The sequence below is a fragment of the Steroidobacter sp. genome (assembly GCF_036402275.1).
Classification (GTDB): domain Bacteria; phylum Pseudomonadota; class Gammaproteobacteria; order Steroidobacterales; family Steroidobacteraceae; genus Steroidobacter.
Genome location: NZ_DASWTF010000029.1, coordinates 18,381 through 35,300 on the forward strand (window position 1 = coordinate 18,381; position 16,920 = coordinate 35,300).

Consider the following 16,920-nt stretch of genomic DNA (forward strand, 5'->3'; position numbering starts at 1 on the left):
CGGTACAAGAGACGACGCAAGAACTTTTAGCGATGACACAGCGTCGTTCGCGTCTGACGTTATAACCGTTTTATAACCCGTCGATTACTGATCTTATCCCTGCCGGCCGGTAAGCTCCCGCGGCTATGTCCATCACGCTCGATCAAGTCACCAAACGGTATCAGGGATCGCCGGTAGTCAACGACGTTTCGCTGGAAGTCGGCGAGGGCGAGTTCTACGTCCTGCTCGGCCCCAGCGGCAGCGGCAAGAGCACTCTGCTTCGCGCCATCGCGGGCCTGACCGGCGTCGATCACGGCCGCATCGCCCTGCACGGTAACGATGTGACCCACGTGTCGGCCCGGCAGCGCGGCGTCGGTCTGGTGTTCCAGAACTATGCGCTGTTCCGGCACATGACGGTGGGCGAGAACATCGAGTTCGCGCTCAAGGTCCGGCGCATGAAAGCCGCCGAGCGTCGCGAGCGTCGCAAGGAGCTGCTGCGACTGGTGGCGCTGGAAGGCATGGACGATCGCTTGCCGACGCAATTGTCCGGTGGTCAGCAGCAGCGCGTCGCCGTGGCGCGCGCCCTGGCGCACAAGCCTCCCGTATTGCTGCTCGACGAGCCGTTCGGCGCGCTGGACGCCAAGATTCGCGAAGAGCTGCGGCGGACGATCCGCCAGGTGCAGCGTGAATTGAAGATCACGACCGTGCTGGTGACGCACGATCAGGAAGAAGCGTTCGCGCTGGCCGATCGCATCGGCGTGATGAACCTCGGCCGCTTGTTGGAAAGCGGCAAGCCCGATGAGCTGTACGCGCGGCCGGCGACGCGTTTCGTCGCCACGTTCCTTGGCGCCGCGAATCTTTTGTTGGCGCGTCAGACCGAGCATGGGATTCGTTTCGGTGCGACGCCTGTCAACGCGCGCCGAGTCGAAAAGCTCGAAGGCGGTCGTGAACAGGAAGTGGTCGCGGTGCTGCGACCGGAAGAAGTCGAATTGGCGCCGACGCGCGACAACTTGCGCACCAATTTCATTGCCACAGGCACCGTCGAAGAGTCGGTGTTCACTGGCGCGCTCGAACGCATGCGCGTGCGGATGGCGGATGGCGCGGCCACCGCTCACATCGCTCCTCAGAACTCGAACGGCAACGGCGCATCTGCTGCATTGCTGGACGTGACTCGCACTCAGCACGAACAACGCCTCTTCCCGCTCGCCATCGGACAAACGGTGGCTATCGGCGTGCGCCGGATTCACGTGCTGCCGACGCCGCTGTCCAGTTACACCGCTTATGGCTCTGACGAGGCATCCTGCGAACGTTTGTCTCAGCATCCCCTGCTGGTCGAGCTCGCGAGCCGCATGAAGACGCGCATCATCAAGCGTAGCGACGGCGCGCTCGCCGCGTGCGATGCGCCGGCCAGCGCGCGGGTCTCCGGCGTCGCGGTGATTTCGGCGGGGCCGAAGACAGCGGAACAGTTGCAGTGGCTGTTACAGAACGGCGCGGGCGAAGTGCTCGTGTTGCCAACGCATTCTGCATCTCCGCAACGTGTATTGATTCATTGGGCCGAAGATTCGGCGCGTCGCTCGACTTTGGCGGTGGCCGCGAGTCTTTTGCGTCACGTCGCGGCCGAGGCTGTTTACGTTGGCATCCTGCCCGAGGGCGGTGGCGAGTCGCAGCGTCCGTTCGGTGTGCGCACACTGCTCGACGCGCGCTCCGAAGCGCAGGCCGTGCACGGTTTGGAAATGCGCACCGAATTGCGATTCGGCGCGGCGGCCGAGGAGCTGCAGCGTCAGTTGAACGACTCGCAGGATCCGATGTTGATCCTCGGCGTGTCCGATCCCGCCCAGTTGCGTCACACGTTCGGCGCGTTGTTCGCGTCGGCCGCGACGTATCCGATGATGATCGTCTATCGACCCAGCAAGGACAGCGAAGGAGTCGTCGAATGATTCGCAAGACCCTGCTGGCCGCATGCGTCGGCATGCTGACGTTGTTGTCCGGTTGCAGTGGCGGCCACGATGCGGGCCGCGTGACGCTGCTCAACGTCAGCTACGATCCGACGCGCGAGCTGTATCGTGAGGTCAACGAAAGCTTTGCTCAGAAGTGGGAGCAGGAACATCAGCAGCGTGTGACCATCAAGCAATCGCACGCCGGCTCGGGCAGCCAGGCGCGAGCGGTGATCGACGGCCTCGACGCGGACGTGGTCACGCTCGCGCTTGCTTACGACATCGACTCCATTCAGACCAAGGGCAAGCGCCTCGGCGCCAATTGGCAGAAGCGCCTGCCGGACAACAGCTCTCCTTATACGTCCACCATCGTGTTCCTGGTGCGCAAGGGCAATCCCAAGCAGATCAAGGATTGGCCGGATCTGATTCGCGACGGTGTCGCCGTAGTCACGCCCAATCCGAAGACTTCGGGCGGCGCGCGTTGGAATTATCTCGCTGCGTGGGGCGCGGTGCTGCGTGCCGAGCTCGGTGGCGACTGGTCAAAGCTCGACGATCCGGCGGCGGAACAGCAAGTCGCGGCCGCGCAGAAAAAAGCGGAAGCGTATGTCACGGCGCTTTACAAGCATGTGCCGGTGCTCGACAGCGGCGCGCGTGGCGCGACGAATACGTTCGTGCAGCGAGAAATCGGCGATGTGCTGCTCGCGTGGGAAAACGAAGCGGTGCTCGCCATCAAGGAGCTCGGGCCCGACAAGGTCGAGATCGTCGTGCCGAGTGTCAGCATCCTCGCCGAGCCGCCGGTGGCGGTGGTCGACACGGTCGTGGACCGGCGCGGCACCCGGCAGATCGCCGAAGCTTACTTGCAATATTTGTATTCGGAGCCCGGCCAGCAGGCCGCGGCCAGACATTACTTCCGTCCGCGTAACGCCGCTGTCCTCGAGCAGCATAAGGATCAATTCCCGACGCTCGAGCTGTTCACCATCAATGACGTGTTTGGCGGCTGGGCCAAGGTCCACGAGCAGCACTTCGCCGACGGCGCGCTGTTCGATCGGATCTACGGGCTCGGGGACAAGGCGAAATGAGTTTCCGGCAGCCGTCCATTCTGCCGGGCTTCGGCCTGACGCTCGGCTTTTCGACGTTCTTCCTCTCCGCCATCGTGCTGGTGCCGCTGGCGGCGCTGGTCATGAAGACTGCGACCATGGGCTGGGAGGAATTCTTTCGCGTGCTGACGGATCCGCGCGCGGTCGCGTCGTATCGCCTGAGCTTCGGCGCCTCGCTGCTGGCCGCCACGTTGAACAGCGTGTTCGGTTTCATCATCGCCTGGACCCTGGTGCGATATGAGTTTCCGGGCCGCAAGCTGATCGACGCGCTGATCGATATGCCCTTCGCCTTGCCGACCGCGGTGTCGGGCATCGCGTTGACGGCGGTGTTCGCCGAGAACGGCTGGATCGGCCAGCATCTCGCACCGTTCGGCATCAAGGTCGCCTACACCTGGATCGGTGTGGTCGTGGCGCTGACGCTGATCGGCTTACCGTTCGTCGTGCGCTCCGTGCAGCCGGCCATCGCCGAAGTGCAGCGTGACCTGGAGGACGCGGCGGAAACACTCGGCGCCGGTCGCTTCACGATCTTTCGTCGAATCGTTCTTCCCACCGTCATGCCCGCGCTCGCCACCGGCTTCACGCTGGCGTTCGCACGCGCGGTCGGTGAGTACGGCTCGGTGATTTTCATCGCCGGCAACCTGCCGATGCGAACCGAAATCACGCCCTTGCTCATCGTGATCAAGCTGGAGCAGTTCGACTATGCGGGCGCCGCGGCGCTCGGCTTCATCATGCTGACGATGTCGTTCGCGATGTTGTTGTCCATCAACCTGCTGCAAACGTGGGGCCGTCGGCGCGTGGTCGCCGCGGGACGCTGATGGCTGGCGGTCCGTCCAAAGAACTGTTGGCGGAGATTGCGAGCCGGCCCGGCCGCGATACCGTCGTCGCGTCGGTCGTCAAGTACGCTTTCATCCTGCTGTCGCTCGGCTTCCTTGCGGCGCTGTTATTCGCGCCGCTCGCCACCGTGTTCATCACGGCGCTGAGCAAGGGCTGGGAGATGTATTTCGAGAGCTTCAAGGACGAAGACACGCTGGCGGCGATCAGGCTGACGCTGACCGTGGCCGCCATCGTCGTGCCGATGAACACCGTGTTCGGCATCGCCGCCGCCTGGGCCATCGCCAAGTTCGAGTTCCGCGGCAAGAGCTTCCTGATCACGCTGATCGACCTGCCGATCGCGGTATCGCCGGTGGTGTCAGGTCTCGTGTATGTGTTGTTGTTCGGCGCGCAGGGCTGGTTCGGCCTGTGGCTGCAGGAACGAGATATCAGCATCATCTTCGCGGTGCCGGGCATCGTGCTCGCGACCATGTTCGTGACCTTCCCGTACGTGGCGCGCGAGCTCATTCCGTTGATGCAGCAGCTGGGCAACGACGAAGAAGAAGCGGCAATCACCCTGGGCGCGGGCGGCCTGATGACGTTCTTCCACGTCACTTTGCCGAAGATTCGCTGGGGCCTGGTGTATGGCGTGATCCTGTGTAACGCCCGCGCCATGGGCGAGTTCGGCGCCGTGTCGGTGGTGTCCGGCCACGTCCGCGGCCTGACCACCACCATGCCGCTGCAAGTGGAAATCCTGTATCAGGAGTACAACTTCGTCGCGGCATTCGCGGTAGCATCGCTGCTGACGTTACTCGCAGTGCTGACGCTGATCATCAAATCCTTAGTGGAGATGAAGAGGAAGTGATAGATCGCTTCTTCTCATACGTGATCGACCGCATCCAGCAGTTCATCGACGGACTGCAGATCGATACATCGCGCGCGAGCCTCGGGGTCTGGATCGCCGCCATCAACGTCGCCATCGTGCTGCTGCTGGTCGGCGGTATTTCGATCTCGGCCATCGGCTCCCTTCGGGACCTGGCCGATCAGCAGGGCAAATCGCGAGTGCAGCTGGCGGGCGCCATGGCGCGCGAAGACCTGCGTCGCTTCAGCGAAGACGCGCTCACTCACGTCAAAACCGTTGCGGATCGGCAGACTTTCCAACGATTGCTCGCCGATCGGCGCGCTGCCACCATCGGGCCGTATCTGCGTCGCTCGTGCAATTCGGAAACCATCGCTTCCTGCGCGGTGTTCGAGGGCGGCAACTTGATCGCCCAGGCCGGCGTGCAGCTGCCCTGGGAATTGATTGCCTCCTCCGCCGCCGAGCAAGGCGAACGGTTCATGGCTGTGCCGCTCGGTTCGCAATATGCAGTGCTCGGCGCCTCGGCTCAGGTGGGGGGCGCCACCGAACGTCGCGTCTATGTCGCGCGCCTGTTGGATCAGAAGATGGCGCAGACGTTGACCGAACGCGTCGGCACGCAAATCCGGTTGATCAACTACCGGCTGTTCATCGAAGACCGCACAGTCGATGACTTCACGCGCCTGCACTCCGCGGGTCTGTCCGATGGCCGTTCGGCGGTGATGCGGCTCGACGAGCAGGATCTGTACGCGGCCAGCTTTCCGATCTTTGCGGTTTCCGGCGAAGCGATCGCATTCCTCGAAGCGCGGCTGCCGTCTTCGGACATCGACGCATCGGTCGGCGGACTGGCGAAGCGACTGCTGGTCACGGCCATCATTCTCGCGGCGCTCGCGGTGCTGGCGGGCATCGTGCTCGGCCGTCAGGTGACGGGGCCGGTGTCCACCTTGACGGATGCGGTGGAAAAGCTGGGCCATGGCGACTTCTCGACGTCCATTCCGGTCGGCGGCACCAAGGAAGTCGGCAAGCTCAGCCGCACCATCGAGGACATGCGCAACAACCTGGTCGAGCTCACGGGCACGTTGCGCCGTCGTGAAGCCGAAGCGCAGGCCGTGCTCAGCGGCATCGTCGAGGGCGTGTATGCCGTCGATAAGTCACGTGTCATTCGCTATTTGAATCCGCAGGCCGCGCAGCTGCTCGGCGTTCAAGCGCACGAAGCGATCGGCCGCTTCTGCGGCGACGTGCTGAAGCCGTGCCGTGATGTCGATGGCGTTCGGCCTTGCGAGACCAATTGCCCCATCGTGCGCGCACGGCTGGAGGGAAGCTCGCAGGCCACCGAACGTTTGCAGCTGAGCGAAGGCGCGCCGCGTATCACGATCATCACCAGCTCCAGCCCGGTGGACGACTTGCAGGTGCAGGTCATTCGCGATGAAACGGAGCTGGAGGGCGTGCGGCGGGCGCGAGACTCGGTGCTCGTCAACATTTCTCACGAGTTCCGCACGCCGCTGGCGGCGCAGCTCGCGTCGATCGAGCTGCTGCGCGAAGGCTTCGACACTATGACGAAGGATCAGCAGAAAGAGCTGGTGCTGTCGTTGGAGCGGGGCGCATTGCGGCTGACGCGCCTGATCGATAACTTGCTGGAAAGCGTGCGCATCGAATCGGGCCAGCTGAGTATTCGGCATCAAAGTGTGGCGCTGGCCGAAGTTGTCGAAGACTCCGAAGCTCTGATCGGCGCATTGCTGACTCAGCGGCGGCAGCGCTTGGAAGTGAACCTGCCCGAGGATTTGCCCAACGTCGATGGCGACGGTCCGCGCTTGACCCAGGTGTTCGTCAACCTGCTGGCCAACGCCAGCAAATTCGCGCCCGAAGACAGCCTCGTGCGGATCGGCGCGGAGCAGACCGGTGAGTTCGTCACCAGCTGGGTCGAGGACGAAGGGCCCGGCGTGCCCGAGATCGAAAACCATTCGATCTTCGATCGCTTCTATCGGAGCGCCGGCCAGGAACCCGAGCCGGGTGGCCTGGGTCTAGGATTATGGATCGTGAAATCCATCGTCGAGCGGCATGGCGGCAGCATCGCCGCGCGACGCACTGTCGAGGGACGGACGCGTTTCGAAGTAAAACTGCGACTCAGTGCTGACCTCTGAAGATTTTATGAAGATTTTATCCGCGGACGATGACAAGGATTTGCTGGCGCTGATCGCCTTCACGCTCTCGCAGGCGGGCTATCTCGTCGTCAAAGCCAGCGACGGCACGCAAGCCCTGCGCGCGTTCGAGAGCGAGGGACCGGACTTGGTCATTCTCGACATCAACATGCCGGGAGCATCGGGCTTTCAGGTCTGCGAAGCGATTCGCACCAAGTCACGCGTGCCGGTGATGATGTTGACGGTGCGCGGGGAAGAGGAAGATCTGGTGCGCGCCCTCGAGTTGGGTGCGGATGATTACTTGAGCAAGCCCTTCAGCCCGCGCACGCTGCTCGCACGCGTCAAAGCACTGCTGCGTCGGGCGGGCATGGAAAACACCGCGCCGCTTGCAGCTGGCCGCATCCGGCTCGACGTCGATGAGCACACAGTGCAGGTCGGCTCCAACCAGCCGTTGCGTTTGACCAAGCTCGAATTGCGTTTGTTACAAATGCTCATCGCCAATGCCGGCCACACCGTCAGCTCCGATCGCTTGTTGATGCAGGTGTGGGGTCACAAAGGCTCGGGCGATCGTCAGCTGCTGAAACAGCTGGTGCACCGCCTGCGACAAAAAATCGAAATCGACCCGGCCGCCCCGCAAATGCTGCAGACGGCGCCCGGTGCGGGTTACAAGTTGGTGGTGGAGTAACCGCCGGTTACAAAACGGTCGTCGTTCCGTAGCATTTCGCGCGCCAATTCGTGACTCGCACGTTACAGACTTGATACCGCTGCTCGCCTAGTCTGTCCTCCTACATCAAAGGAGCGACCATTTGGCGGGATTGCTGAGAACCATAGTCATTGTCGGCGGAGGATTCAGCGGCACGGTGGTTGCCGCGAATCTCCTGCGGCGGCCGCCGACCGGCCCGACGCGGCTGGTGCTGATAGAGCGCGCTAACGAAGTGGCGCGTGGCGCGGCCTATGCCGAGCGTGGCTTTCCTTATCTGCTCAACGTGCCGGCGAGCCGCATGTCGGCGAACTCGGCCGCGCCCAAGGAATTCCTCGAGTTCGCGCAGCGTCGCATGCCGAAGGTGACCGGCGAGGATTTCCTGCCGCGCGCGTTGTATGGCGAATATCTGAACGAAGTGTTGCTGGCAGCGCAGCTGAGCGCGCCAGGAAACATTCGGCTGGAGATCGTCAAAGGCTCGGTAGTGAATCTGCGCCGGCTCGAACGTCACGTGCCGCTGCAAGTCGAGCTGGACGATGGCCGGCGCTTCACCGCGGACGACGTAGTGCTCGCGCTGGGCAATCCCAAACCGGCATCGCTGGCCGCGGCCAGGGAGGTGCTCACGCATCCGGCGTACGTGGCCGATCCCTGGGCCGCCGATCTGAAATTCGATAGATCGCAGACGGTGCTGTTGATCGGCACGGGCCTGACCACCGCCGACATCATCAATGTCGCTTCAGCCGATCCGCAGCGCTTGCCGACGCTGCATGCTTTGTCACGCCACGGACTGGTGCCGCCGCGTCAAACGCCCTTTCGTCCCGACGCATTCAAAGGCGACGGCAACGCGCTGCTGCTGGCTGCCTCGACGTCGTTACGTCGGTTGACCAGCTCGGTTCGTTTGCTCGCCAATGAAGCCGAACAGATGGGTGGCGACTGGCGCGAAGCCATCACTTTCGTTCGCAATATGGCGCCGACCATCTGGCAGCGCTTGCCCGAGCGCGACCGCGTGCGTTTCCTGCGCCACGTGCGCGCGCATTGGGACATCTATCGTCATCGCTTGCCGCCGGAGATGATTCAGAAGATCGACGCGCTCAGGCATGCGCAGCGTCTGACGATTCACGCCGGCCACATCAAAGAAATCATTCCGCGCGGAGATCGCATCGAAGTGATCTGGCGACCGCGCGGCGCGGAGCGCATGCGAGCCCAGCAGTTCGATCGCGTGGTCAATTGCACCGGCCCCGATTACGCCATCGCGCGTTCGTCCGAGCCGCTGTGGCGCAATCTCGTGCAATGTGGATTGTGTGTTCCCGACACGCTGGGTCTCGGATTGCGCACCGGCCCGAACGGCGCCGTCGTCGACGCCGACGGCTGGCCCGGTCCGCATCTGTTCTATGTCGGGCCGATGTTGCGTGCCGACCATTGGGAGGCAACAGCGGCTCATGAGTTGCGCGGTCATGCGGAAAAGCTGGCCGCGCTGCTGGCTACGGAGCGGCGATGACGCCATGAAAATCCTGGTTGCGGATGACGATGCCGATCTGCGGGCGCTGATCGGATTCACCTTGATGCAGGCGGGCTTCGATCTCTGTACCGCCGTGGATGGCGAAAGCGCCCTGCAGGCGTTTCAACGCGACTCGCCGGATCTGGTGCTGCTCGATATCAACATGCCAGAGCCGAATGGCTTGAAAGTGTGCCGTGAGATTCGCGGTCGCTCGCCCGTGCCCATCATGATGCTGACAGTGCGGGACGTCGAAGAAGATCTGATCGAGGCCTTCGACTCGGGCGCGGACGATTACGTGCACAAACCATTCAGCCCGCGCGCCTTGCTGGCGCGCGTGCGAGCGTTGATTCGTCGATCGGAGCCGCTCGACAGCGGGCCGGTCACGGCGGGTAATCTGCGCCTCGATCCGGATCAACGAACGCTGCAGTTCGGCGTGGCCCCGCCGATTCGGCTCACGCCGTTGGAATTGAAGGCGCTGCAGCTGCTGATGCTGACCCCCGGTCGCACGGTCACCGCGGAGAAGTTGCTACTTCATCTATGGGGCCGCGCCACGGCTCGCGAGCGTCGCACCCTCAAACAGCTGATCTATCGGCTGCGTAACAAGATCGAAGTGGAAGCATCGTCGCCGGAAGTACTGCAGACCACGCCGGGCGCCGGCTACAAGCTGATGGTCGATTGAGAACGAGTGGCTATCTGCTCATGCGTCGTAACCGGACATCGGGCCGGATCGCGCAAAAGCTGACCGGCCTATCACCCAGCCTCGACTGACCGCATGACCCGCGCTCGGTAAATTGCCAACAGCGATATGCGGCGGACAAGGGTCGCGCATCGCGGGCTGCAAGCCGACTTTCTCCCCCTGGGCAAGCAGTCAGATTGGCCCTCTCGTCTCCCTCCTCACGGCGACGAGAGGGTATTTTTCCAGCATGACAATTCGTTAATGGAGCCCGCGAACGCTCGCGACCTCGCGCGGTCGTGTCAATAACGTAATGTTCCCGTGACCGCCGCACGGCAAAATCCGTTCAACGAGGTGGAACAGGAACGAGCAGAGTGGCGGAGGCAGCGGGCGGGGGTTGGGCAAGATGGCGTATCTGGTTGATCGCGGCCGGCGCCGGTCTGATCAGCCTGTTGCTGTTCGATGCGTTCCGCGTGCTGCTGGCCGAAGTGCACGCCTCCGAGGTCATGCGGCAGATGGCGGCCGAGCCTCTGCAGAATTTGCTGCTCGCATTGCTGGCGACCAGCCTCAGCTATCTCGTCCTCACTGGTTACGACCTGTCCGCGATGAAGTACGCCGACGTACAGATTCGCCGCTCCACGGTCCTGCTGACTTCCTTCATCGCCTACGCGCTTGGCAATACCGTCGGTCTCGGTGTGCTCACTGGCGGCGCCGTGCGCATGCGGCTCTACACGGCGGCCGGCATCGAAGCGAACAAAGTCGCGCAGGTCATCGCGTTCAACGCTAGTGCGTTCACTTTCGGCACGGCAGCCTTCGGTGCGGCGGCCCTGCTGTGGGGCGCACACGGTGTGGCCGAGCTTGCGCACATGCCTACCTGGCTGCTGCGTGTGATTGCAGGGGCCGTGCTGTTCGCTGTCCTCAGCTTCGTTGCTCTGTCGGCGCGACGACGCGAAGTCATGATCGCGTGGCGTTGGAAAGTGCGTTTGCCGCCAGCGAAGCTGGCCGTGCAGCAGCTGGCGATTTCGGCGCTGGATCTGCTCGCATCCGCGTCCGCGCTCTGGTTCTTGCTTCCGTCGGGCGCGGTCGAGCCAGGATCATTCATGGCTTGGTATGCGATTGCCATGGTGCTCGGCCTTCTAAGTCATGTGCCTGGCGGTCTCGGTGTGTTCGAAGCCGTTATCCTGCTGGCATGTAACGATCGAGTGCCGGTGGAGCAGATCCTCAGCGCACTGGTGCTCTATCGCGTTATCTACTATTTGGTGCCGCTGGTACTCGCAGCGGTGCTGCTCGCGGCCTACGAGGTGCGCTCCGGAATTGCAGCGCCCATCGGTCGCGCCGCAGTTCGACTGTCACCTATGTTGCTGGCGACGATGACGTTCATCGCCGGCGGCTGGTTGCTCGTGTCAGGTGTGACGCCAGCGTCCGCTCAAGCCACGGACATGCTGGCGCTGCGAGTGCCGCTGACTCTGGTCGAAGCGTCGCATTTCATAGGCAGCGTCACGGGCTTCGCGATGATCGTCATTGCGCGCGGCTTGTTACATCGCCTCGACGCCGCCTGGTGGTCGGCGTTCGTCCTGGCGATCGTCGCCGCTGTGCTGGCCATGCCCAAAGGTTTAGCGCTGATCCAAGCCAGCTATCTGGCCGTGCTGGCCATCCTTTTGTATCTATCGCGCGCGCAGTTCGATCGGCGCTCATCGCTGTTCTCCAATCCGCTGCGGGGCGTGTGGCTGATCTCCATCGTGTGGATGGTGGCGGCGACGGTGTTCCTGCTGCTCTTCGTCTATCGCAGCGTCGACTACACGACCGAGCTCTGGTGGCAGTTCGAGTTCGACGCTCACGCGCCCCGTTCGTTGCGAGCCATGATGGGTGTGATGGTCGCCGGCCTGGGTGTCGCGCTTTGGCAGCTGCTGCGGCCATCTCCTGGCGCGCCGGCGCTGCCATCGACAGAGGAGATCGAGCGGGCCAACAGCATCGTGCGCACGCAGCCGTCGGCGGAAGCCAATCTCGCGCTCATGGGCGACAAGCACTTGTTGTTCTCGACGCAAGGCAATGCCTTCATCATGTACGGCCGCCAGGGCCGCTCCTGGATTTCATTGTTCGATCCGGTGGGGCGGCCGTCGGAATGGCCGGAGTTGATCTGGCGATTCATGGAGCTCGCCACGGATCATGGCGGGCGCGCGACGTTCTATCAGGTGCGTGGCGAAACGCTGCCTCTTTACCTCGACGCGGGACTGCGCGCGTTCAAGCTGGGCGAATACGCCTACGTCGACTTGCGAGCATTCACCACGAAAGGCTCGAAGCGCTCCCACTTACGACAGGCCATCAATCGCGGCGAACGCGATGGCCTGGAGTTCTCGTTGATCGAATCCCGCGACGTACCCGCCTTGTTACCGGAGTTGCGTGCCGTGTCCGACGCGTGGCTCGATGCGCATGAAACGCGTGAGAAAGGCTTCTCGCTGGGCACCTTCCACGCGGACTATATTTCCAGACAACCGTTCGCTCTGGTGCGCCAGCAGGGACAGCTGGTCGCATTCGCCAACCTGCTGTACACGGACTTGAAGAGCGAGGCCAGTGTCGATCTGATGCGTCAGCTGCCGCTGGCGCCGCCCGGCACGATGGACTTTTTGTTCACCAAGCTGATGCTTCATTTTCAGGTGGAGGGTTATCAGCGGTTCGGGCTCGGTATGGCGCCCATGTCCGGCATGGCGAGTCACGAGCTTGCGCCTCGCTGGCATCGGTTCGGACGTCTGTTGTTCGATCACGGCGAGACGTTCTACAACTTCCGTGGCCTGCGCAGCTTCAAGGACAAGTTCGAGCCGGTGTGGGAACCGCGTTACCTGGTTGCCGGTGGAGGTTTGACACCCTTGCTCACCTTGGCTGATGTGGCTGCGCTGATCAGTGGCGGGCTACGAGGAATGATCGCGAAATGAGGGTGTATCGCTGGTGTCTTCTGCTGTTCATCGTGGCGCTCGCGCCCAATGCCCCGGCGGAAACCATCTCGCACGGCCGGTTCGATAAGATCGAGATGTACCGGCCGCAAGGAGAGGTGCGCCAGACCGCCCTGTTCTTCTCGGGTGAACGGGGCTGGACCAAAGAGCTCGAAACCATCGCGCAATCGCTCGTACGGCAAGGCGTGCTGGTCGCCGGCATCGATTCGCACGCGTTCTTTCGCAAGCTGGAGCAGGATGAAGGCGATTGCGTTTTCCCGAGTGGCGACCTGGAAAACCTGAGTCACTTCCTGCAGGCCTACTATCGACTGCCTGCTTATCGGCCCGCACTACTGATTGGTGAATCGTCCGGCGCGGAATTCGTTCACGCGATGCTGGCTCAAGCGCCAGCAGGCACATTCGGGGGCGGTATTTCGCTTGGCGTTCGTCCGAAGCGTGCGTTGAAGAAGCCGCTGTGTCCGGCTGATGAAAGCGCATCCAGTGCGCAGCCCGAGGCGCTTTGGCTGGCATTGAAAGGCGACGGCGACTTCCAGACTTGGGAGCCGCAGTTCGCTTCCGCCTTCCAGCGCCTCGCCGCGAGCACGCATGCTCCACCTGCCGTAAGTGCGGCGGAGTTGGAAGATCTGCCGATCGTCGAAGTCAGCTCACAGGGTAAAGGCGACACGCTGGCCGTGCTCATTTCCGGAGACGGCGGCTGGGCAGGCATCGATAAGGAACTGGCGGCGGCGCTAGCCAAACAAGGCATGCCCGTGGTCGGGCTGGATTCGTTGCGCTACTTCTGGACCAAGCGCACGCCGGAGAGCACGGCAGCCGATGTGGATCGCTTGGTGCGCCATTACCTCGCGGCGTGGAAGAAGCGCTCGGTGCTGTTGATCGGTTTTTCTCAAGGCGCCGACGTCATGCCGTTCGTCGTCAATCGATTGCCGGCCTCGACACGCGAGCGGCTACGAACCGTGGCGCTGTTGTCACTGTCGCAAACGGCAGTGTTCGAATTCCATTTGCAGAACTGGTTGGGCGCGGAACAGGATGCGAAACCCGTCGCGCCCGAGCTGTTGAGAATGAAAGGCGTTCGCGCCCTGTGCGTGTATGGTGAAGATGAAACAGAGTCGCTGTGCGCGATGCCCGCGGCTAAATCGCTGCAAGTATTGAAGCTTAGTGGCGGTCATCATTTCGATGGCGACTATCCCAAGCTGGCGTCGTTGCTCTTGAGCCACATGCACTGACGGAGCACTCGACGTCGACTCGGTGGTTGACTGTAACGTGCTTGTTGTACGCTGCGTCGGCAGTTCCCAGTGAGGGAACTGCAGACACCCTGGAGCGTTACTTTGCGCGCGCTCAGCGGCGCTTAACCGGACCGGGTCCGGGGAGCAGCAGTGATGAACAACAAAGCGGACACGCAGACCTGGTTGGAGTGGCAACAGGCTGTGGTGAAGCTGATTCGTGAAGACTTCAGCGAAGTGCTGACACAGGTTGGTGAGGAAGACGTGGACTGGGACGCCTGGCGCCCACTCTACGAGCAGGGATTGTCGCCGCGAGACGCGGTGGCGGACGCGTTCCTGTTGTTGCCCGCTTGAAGCCGGCGTCATAAGAGTTATGCACTTGGCCCCATAGTTAACGGGGCCGGCACGCCCAATACTGCAAGCTCTGCCACAGCGGAGCTGCCGAGTGAGTGCATCCCAACGTCTGCCAGTGATTTTTCTCGGTCATGGCAATCCCATGAATGCCTTGGCCGACAATGTATACACGCGCGGCTGGAGACAGATCGGCGCGTCCTTACCCAAGCCGAGAGCAGTGCTCTGTATCTCAGCGCATTGGTATGTACCGTATACCGCGGTCACGGCCATGCAGTCACCGCGGACCATTCATGACTTCGGCGGCTTTCCGCGCGAACTGTTCGAGTTTCAATACCCCGCGCCGGGCAGTCCGGCTATCGCGGAGGACGTGCGCGATCTGATCGCACCGACAGTGCGACTCGATGATTCATGGGGGTTGGACCACGGGGCCTGGAGCGTGCTGTGTCACGTTTATCCCGATGCCGACGTGCCCGTTCTGCAACTGAGCATCGATGAGACGCTACCCGCGAGAGCGCATTATCGATTGGGCGAGCAACTCGCAGTCTTGCGAGAGCAGGGCATTCTGATCGTCGGCAGCGGCAATCTGATTCACAACCTGCACGCGTATGGTTGGGGCCGTCGTGTGGTCGATCCCTACGATTGGGCTGTTCGATTCGAAGAGCAGGCTCGCGCGTGGATGCTCGCTGGGAATCATCAGCCATTGATCGATTATGAGCTGCTCGGCGAGGACGCGGCGCTCGCCGCACCGACTCCCGATCATTATTTGCCGCTGTTGTATGTGCTGGGCGCGCAGCTGCCCGGAGACAAAGTCACATTCCCGGTCGAGGGCGTCGACGGCGGCTCGATCTCCATGCTCTCAGTCCAGCTTGGCTAGTGCCACCCCCGGGCACATGGAATGTGCCCCGCCACCTTGGTGGCGGCTCCGGCGAAAAAACCACGTTTTTTTCGCTCGGAGCGCGGCTCGTCGTGACATGGATGTCCGATCAGCCGCCATAAAAGGAAACAGCCCGATGTGAACGACACATCGGGCTGTTTGGTGCAGGCGCCGGGCGACGATGGTTCGCCGTCCTGACAGCCGGGTGGCGCGTTAGCCGCCGCCCTGACGTTCCTGCAACTTCGCAGCGACGCGCTCGCGCACGTCAGCATTGGCCGTCATCGTCTCGACGATCTGGTTGAACTCGTCGACATTCAAGCCCGACTTTTCGACCGCCGCGATCATGTCGGATTCAGCTTTGGCCTTCACTCCATCGGCCTGCGCGGGATCCTTGGCGGTCTGCAGATCGGAGGCGGCCTTTTCCTGAATCGTCTGCACCGCTACGTACGCATCGGCGAACTTCTCGATTTTCTCATCGGTGATGTTCGCTGAAGCCGCGGTGTTGCTCTCTGGCGTCGCCGGAGTTGCCGGCTCCATCGAGCTCGGCTCGCTCGGCGGCAGCTGCGACTCGGTCGCCGGCGAAGGATATTCCTGAGCAGGCGGTGCAGGTTCTTGTACCTGCGCCCATGCCGCTGGGGCTGCTGCGGCGCTCGCGGCGAACAGCGCGGAGTAAATTAGGTTGGAACGTAAACTCATGAGGATCTCCTCGTCTTGCGGCATCACTTGTTTTGAATACCGCTCGCACAGACGAGGTTCCGCACGCGCGAATTTTTTAAAGATGCCTGTCGGCGACGACCGACTTGTCAGCAGCTGCCGGACGCGCGCATGCGCGATTTAGGTGCGCCCCGATCAGTGCTTGGCTCAAGCGTTCTTCACCATGGCCATCACCTGACCCGCATCGAGCGTGCTGGCCTTGTGCTGGATCTCAGACGAACATTGACCTTGTATTTGCTTCGCCTGCCCAAGCAATGACTGATACGTCTGTTGTATGAGCGCCGTGCTCATTTGTCTGCCACCCGAGTAATAACGCTTGGCAAGTTGGCCGAGCGCATACGTGGTCGCGAACGACATCGCCGCGCCTGCCGTCACACGACCGAGTCCGCGCCCTAGACCTCCAGCGACGCTACCGAGCAAACCGCCGAGCAACTTGCGGCCGAACTGTTCGACATACTGCGATGTGAGGCCGACGCCGGCCGTCGCGAGGAACTCGCGAATGTGACCTTTGTCGAGCTGAAATCCGTAGGCCTGGCCGATGCGATACACGAGCTTGATCTGCAGCGGAATGATGGCCATGGTCGCCAGGGATTGCGGCAACAGCTCGATGGCGCCGTTCACGATGGAATGATTCAGGATGTACTTGTCGAGCTCGGCGTCCGACATCGTCGTCTGTCGCACGTCGCCGCCCAGCGACTGCGCCGTCGGAGTTGCGATCGCAGCGGCCACCGGCGTGTTGGGCAGTGGCGCATCGGCGAGCGCTGCCGCTTCTTGCTGGACCTGCACGGTTTGTTTGCTGTCCAAACCCAGCGCCGTGCTCAGCTCCTGCAGGAATTTCCTTTCCGCGTCGCTGGCGACGTCATCGGCATCGCAAACACAAACTGCCATCTCATACGCGAGCTGCTTGTGCATCGGATCGGTCAGCGCTGCGGCCGCCTGCGACACATTCACTCGCTTGAGCAAAACGCTTTGATAGATCTGCGCCAGCTGCGGCGCGCCCGCTTCGCCCGCGAGCGACTCGGCGATGCGCTTGATCTCCTCACGCTCGCGCTCGTCCTTGTTACCGTCGCTGAACGCTGCGAGCAGCGCAATGGTCAGAACGGCCTCTTGTTCGCGTGCATTCAT

The 16,920-nt window shown here is 62.5% G+C and carries 14 protein-coding genes; 12 read left to right on the plus strand and 2 right to left on the minus strand.

Features of this window, described 5'->3' with window-relative positions; all coding sequences use genetic code 11:
* Window positions 1-125 precede the first annotated feature (125 nt).
* The 12 genes from VGD45_RS13475 (at window position 126) to ygiD (ending at window position 15,081) form a co-directional block, all read left to right on the plus strand.
* Entirely contained in the window at window positions 126-1,916 is a 1,791-nt protein-coding gene (locus tag VGD45_RS13475) for an ABC transporter ATP-binding protein (RefSeq protein WP_331155834.1), read from the plus strand.
* Window positions 1,913-2,992: a sulfate ABC transporter substrate-binding protein gene (locus VGD45_RS13480; RefSeq protein WP_331155835.1), complete on the plus strand. Its 1,080-nt coding sequence runs from the start codon at window positions 1,913-1,915 to the stop codon at window positions 2,990-2,992. Before VGD45_RS13475 ends, VGD45_RS13480 begins: the two co-directional genes overlap by 4 nt.
* On the plus strand, window positions 2,989-3,825 hold the full coding sequence (cysT, locus tag VGD45_RS13485; protein ID WP_331155836.1) for a sulfate ABC transporter permease subunit CysT: 837 nt from the start codon (window positions 2,989-2,991) through the stop codon (window positions 3,823-3,825). Before VGD45_RS13480 ends, cysT begins: the two co-directional genes overlap by 4 nt.
* A complete protein-coding gene (cysW, locus tag VGD45_RS13490) occupies window positions 3,825-4,685 on the plus strand; it encodes a sulfate ABC transporter permease subunit CysW (RefSeq protein WP_331155837.1) in 861 nt (286 codons plus the stop codon). Before cysT ends, cysW begins: the two co-directional genes overlap by 1 nt.
* Window positions 4,682-6,817: a sensor histidine kinase gene (locus VGD45_RS13495; RefSeq protein ID WP_331155838.1), complete on the plus strand. Its 2,136-nt coding sequence runs from the start codon at window positions 4,682-4,684 to the stop codon at window positions 6,815-6,817. Before cysW ends, VGD45_RS13495 begins: the two co-directional genes overlap by 4 nt.
* Window positions 6,818-6,824: 7 nt before the next feature.
* Window positions 6,825-7,499 carry a response regulator transcription factor gene (locus VGD45_RS13500; RefSeq protein ID WP_331155839.1) on the plus strand — a complete coding sequence of 225 codons (675 nt, stop codon included), beginning with the start codon at window positions 6,825-6,827 and terminating at the stop codon, window positions 7,497-7,499.
* 121 nt (window positions 7,500-7,620) lie between these two features.
* Window positions 7,621-9,012: an FAD/NAD(P)-binding protein gene (locus tag VGD45_RS13505; RefSeq protein WP_331155840.1), complete on the plus strand. Its 1,392-nt coding sequence runs from the start codon at window positions 7,621-7,623 to the stop codon at window positions 9,010-9,012.
* Between the two features lie 4 nt (window positions 9,013-9,016).
* Window positions 9,017-9,691 (plus strand): response regulator transcription factor, encoded by a 675-nt coding sequence (locus tag VGD45_RS13510; protein WP_331155841.1) that lies wholly within the window; start codon window positions 9,017-9,019, stop codon window positions 9,689-9,691.
* Between the two features lie 368 nt (window positions 9,692-10,059).
* Entirely contained in the window at window positions 10,060-12,615 is a 2,556-nt protein-coding gene (gene mprF, locus VGD45_RS13515) for a bifunctional lysylphosphatidylglycerol flippase/synthetase MprF (RefSeq protein WP_331155842.1), read from the plus strand.
* Window positions 12,612-13,856, plus strand: coding sequence for a virulence factor family protein (locus tag VGD45_RS13520; protein ID WP_331155843.1), 1,245 nt, complete (start codon window positions 12,612-12,614; stop codon window positions 13,854-13,856). Before mprF ends, VGD45_RS13520 begins: the two co-directional genes overlap by 4 nt.
* Before the next feature lie 153 nt (window positions 13,857-14,009).
* Entirely contained in the window at window positions 14,010-14,207 is a 198-nt protein-coding gene (locus VGD45_RS13525) for a hypothetical protein (RefSeq protein WP_331155844.1), read from the plus strand.
* Between the two features lie 91 nt (window positions 14,208-14,298).
* Window positions 14,299-15,081, plus strand: a complete 783-nt coding sequence (gene ygiD, locus VGD45_RS13530; RefSeq protein ID WP_331155845.1) for a 4,5-DOPA dioxygenase extradiol — start codon at window positions 14,299-14,301, stop codon at window positions 15,079-15,081.
* 213 nt (window positions 15,082-15,294) lie between these two features.
* Here the strand turns inward: ygiD and VGD45_RS13535 are convergent, their stop codons facing one another.
* Both VGD45_RS13535 and VGD45_RS13540 read right to left on the minus strand, forming a co-directional pair.
* Window positions 15,295-15,777 (minus strand): DUF4168 domain-containing protein, encoded by a 483-nt coding sequence (locus VGD45_RS13535; RefSeq protein ID WP_331155846.1) that lies wholly within the window; start codon window positions 15,775-15,777, stop codon window positions 15,295-15,297.
* A 165-nt stretch (window positions 15,778-15,942) separates the two neighbouring features.
* On the minus strand, window positions 15,943-16,920 hold the full coding sequence (locus tag VGD45_RS13540) for a YcjF family protein (RefSeq protein WP_331155847.1): 978 nt from the start codon (window positions 16,918-16,920) through the stop codon (window positions 15,943-15,945).

Excerpts from the sequence above, each read along its gene's own strand:
- VGD45_RS13510 (WP_331155841.1), top strand. The coding sequence starts at position 9,017 with ATGAAAATCCTGGTTGCGGATGACGATGCCGATCTGCGGGCGCTGATC.
- VGD45_RS13520 (WP_331155843.1), top strand. The coding sequence starts at position 12,612 with ATGAGGGTGTATCGCTGGTGTCTTCTGCTGTTCATCGTGGCGCTCGCG.
- cysT (WP_331155836.1), top strand. The coding sequence starts at position 2,989 with ATGAGTTTCCGGCAGCCGTCCATTCTGCCGGGCTTCGGCCTGACGCTC.
- VGD45_RS13475 (WP_331155834.1), top strand. The coding sequence starts at position 126 with ATGTCCATCACGCTCGATCAAGTCACCAAACGGTATCAGGGATCGCCG.
- VGD45_RS13540 (WP_331155847.1), bottom strand. The coding sequence starts at position 16,920 with ATGAATGCACGCGAACAAGAGGCCGTTCTGACCATTGCGCTGCTCGCA.
- VGD45_RS13525 (WP_331155844.1), top strand. The coding sequence starts at position 14,010 with ATGAACAACAAAGCGGACACGCAGACCTGGTTGGAGTGGCAACAGGCT.
- VGD45_RS13535 (WP_331155846.1), bottom strand. The coding sequence starts at position 15,777 with ATGAGTTTACGTTCCAACCTAATTTACTCCGCGCTGTTCGCCGCGAGC.
- VGD45_RS13480 (WP_331155835.1), top strand. The coding sequence starts at position 1,913 with ATGATTCGCAAGACCCTGCTGGCCGCATGCGTCGGCATGCTGACGTTG.
- VGD45_RS13500 (WP_331155839.1), top strand. The coding sequence starts at position 6,825 with ATGAAGATTTTATCCGCGGACGATGACAAGGATTTGCTGGCGCTGATC.
- cysW (WP_331155837.1), top strand. The coding sequence starts at position 3,825 with ATGGCTGGCGGTCCGTCCAAAGAACTGTTGGCGGAGATTGCGAGCCGG.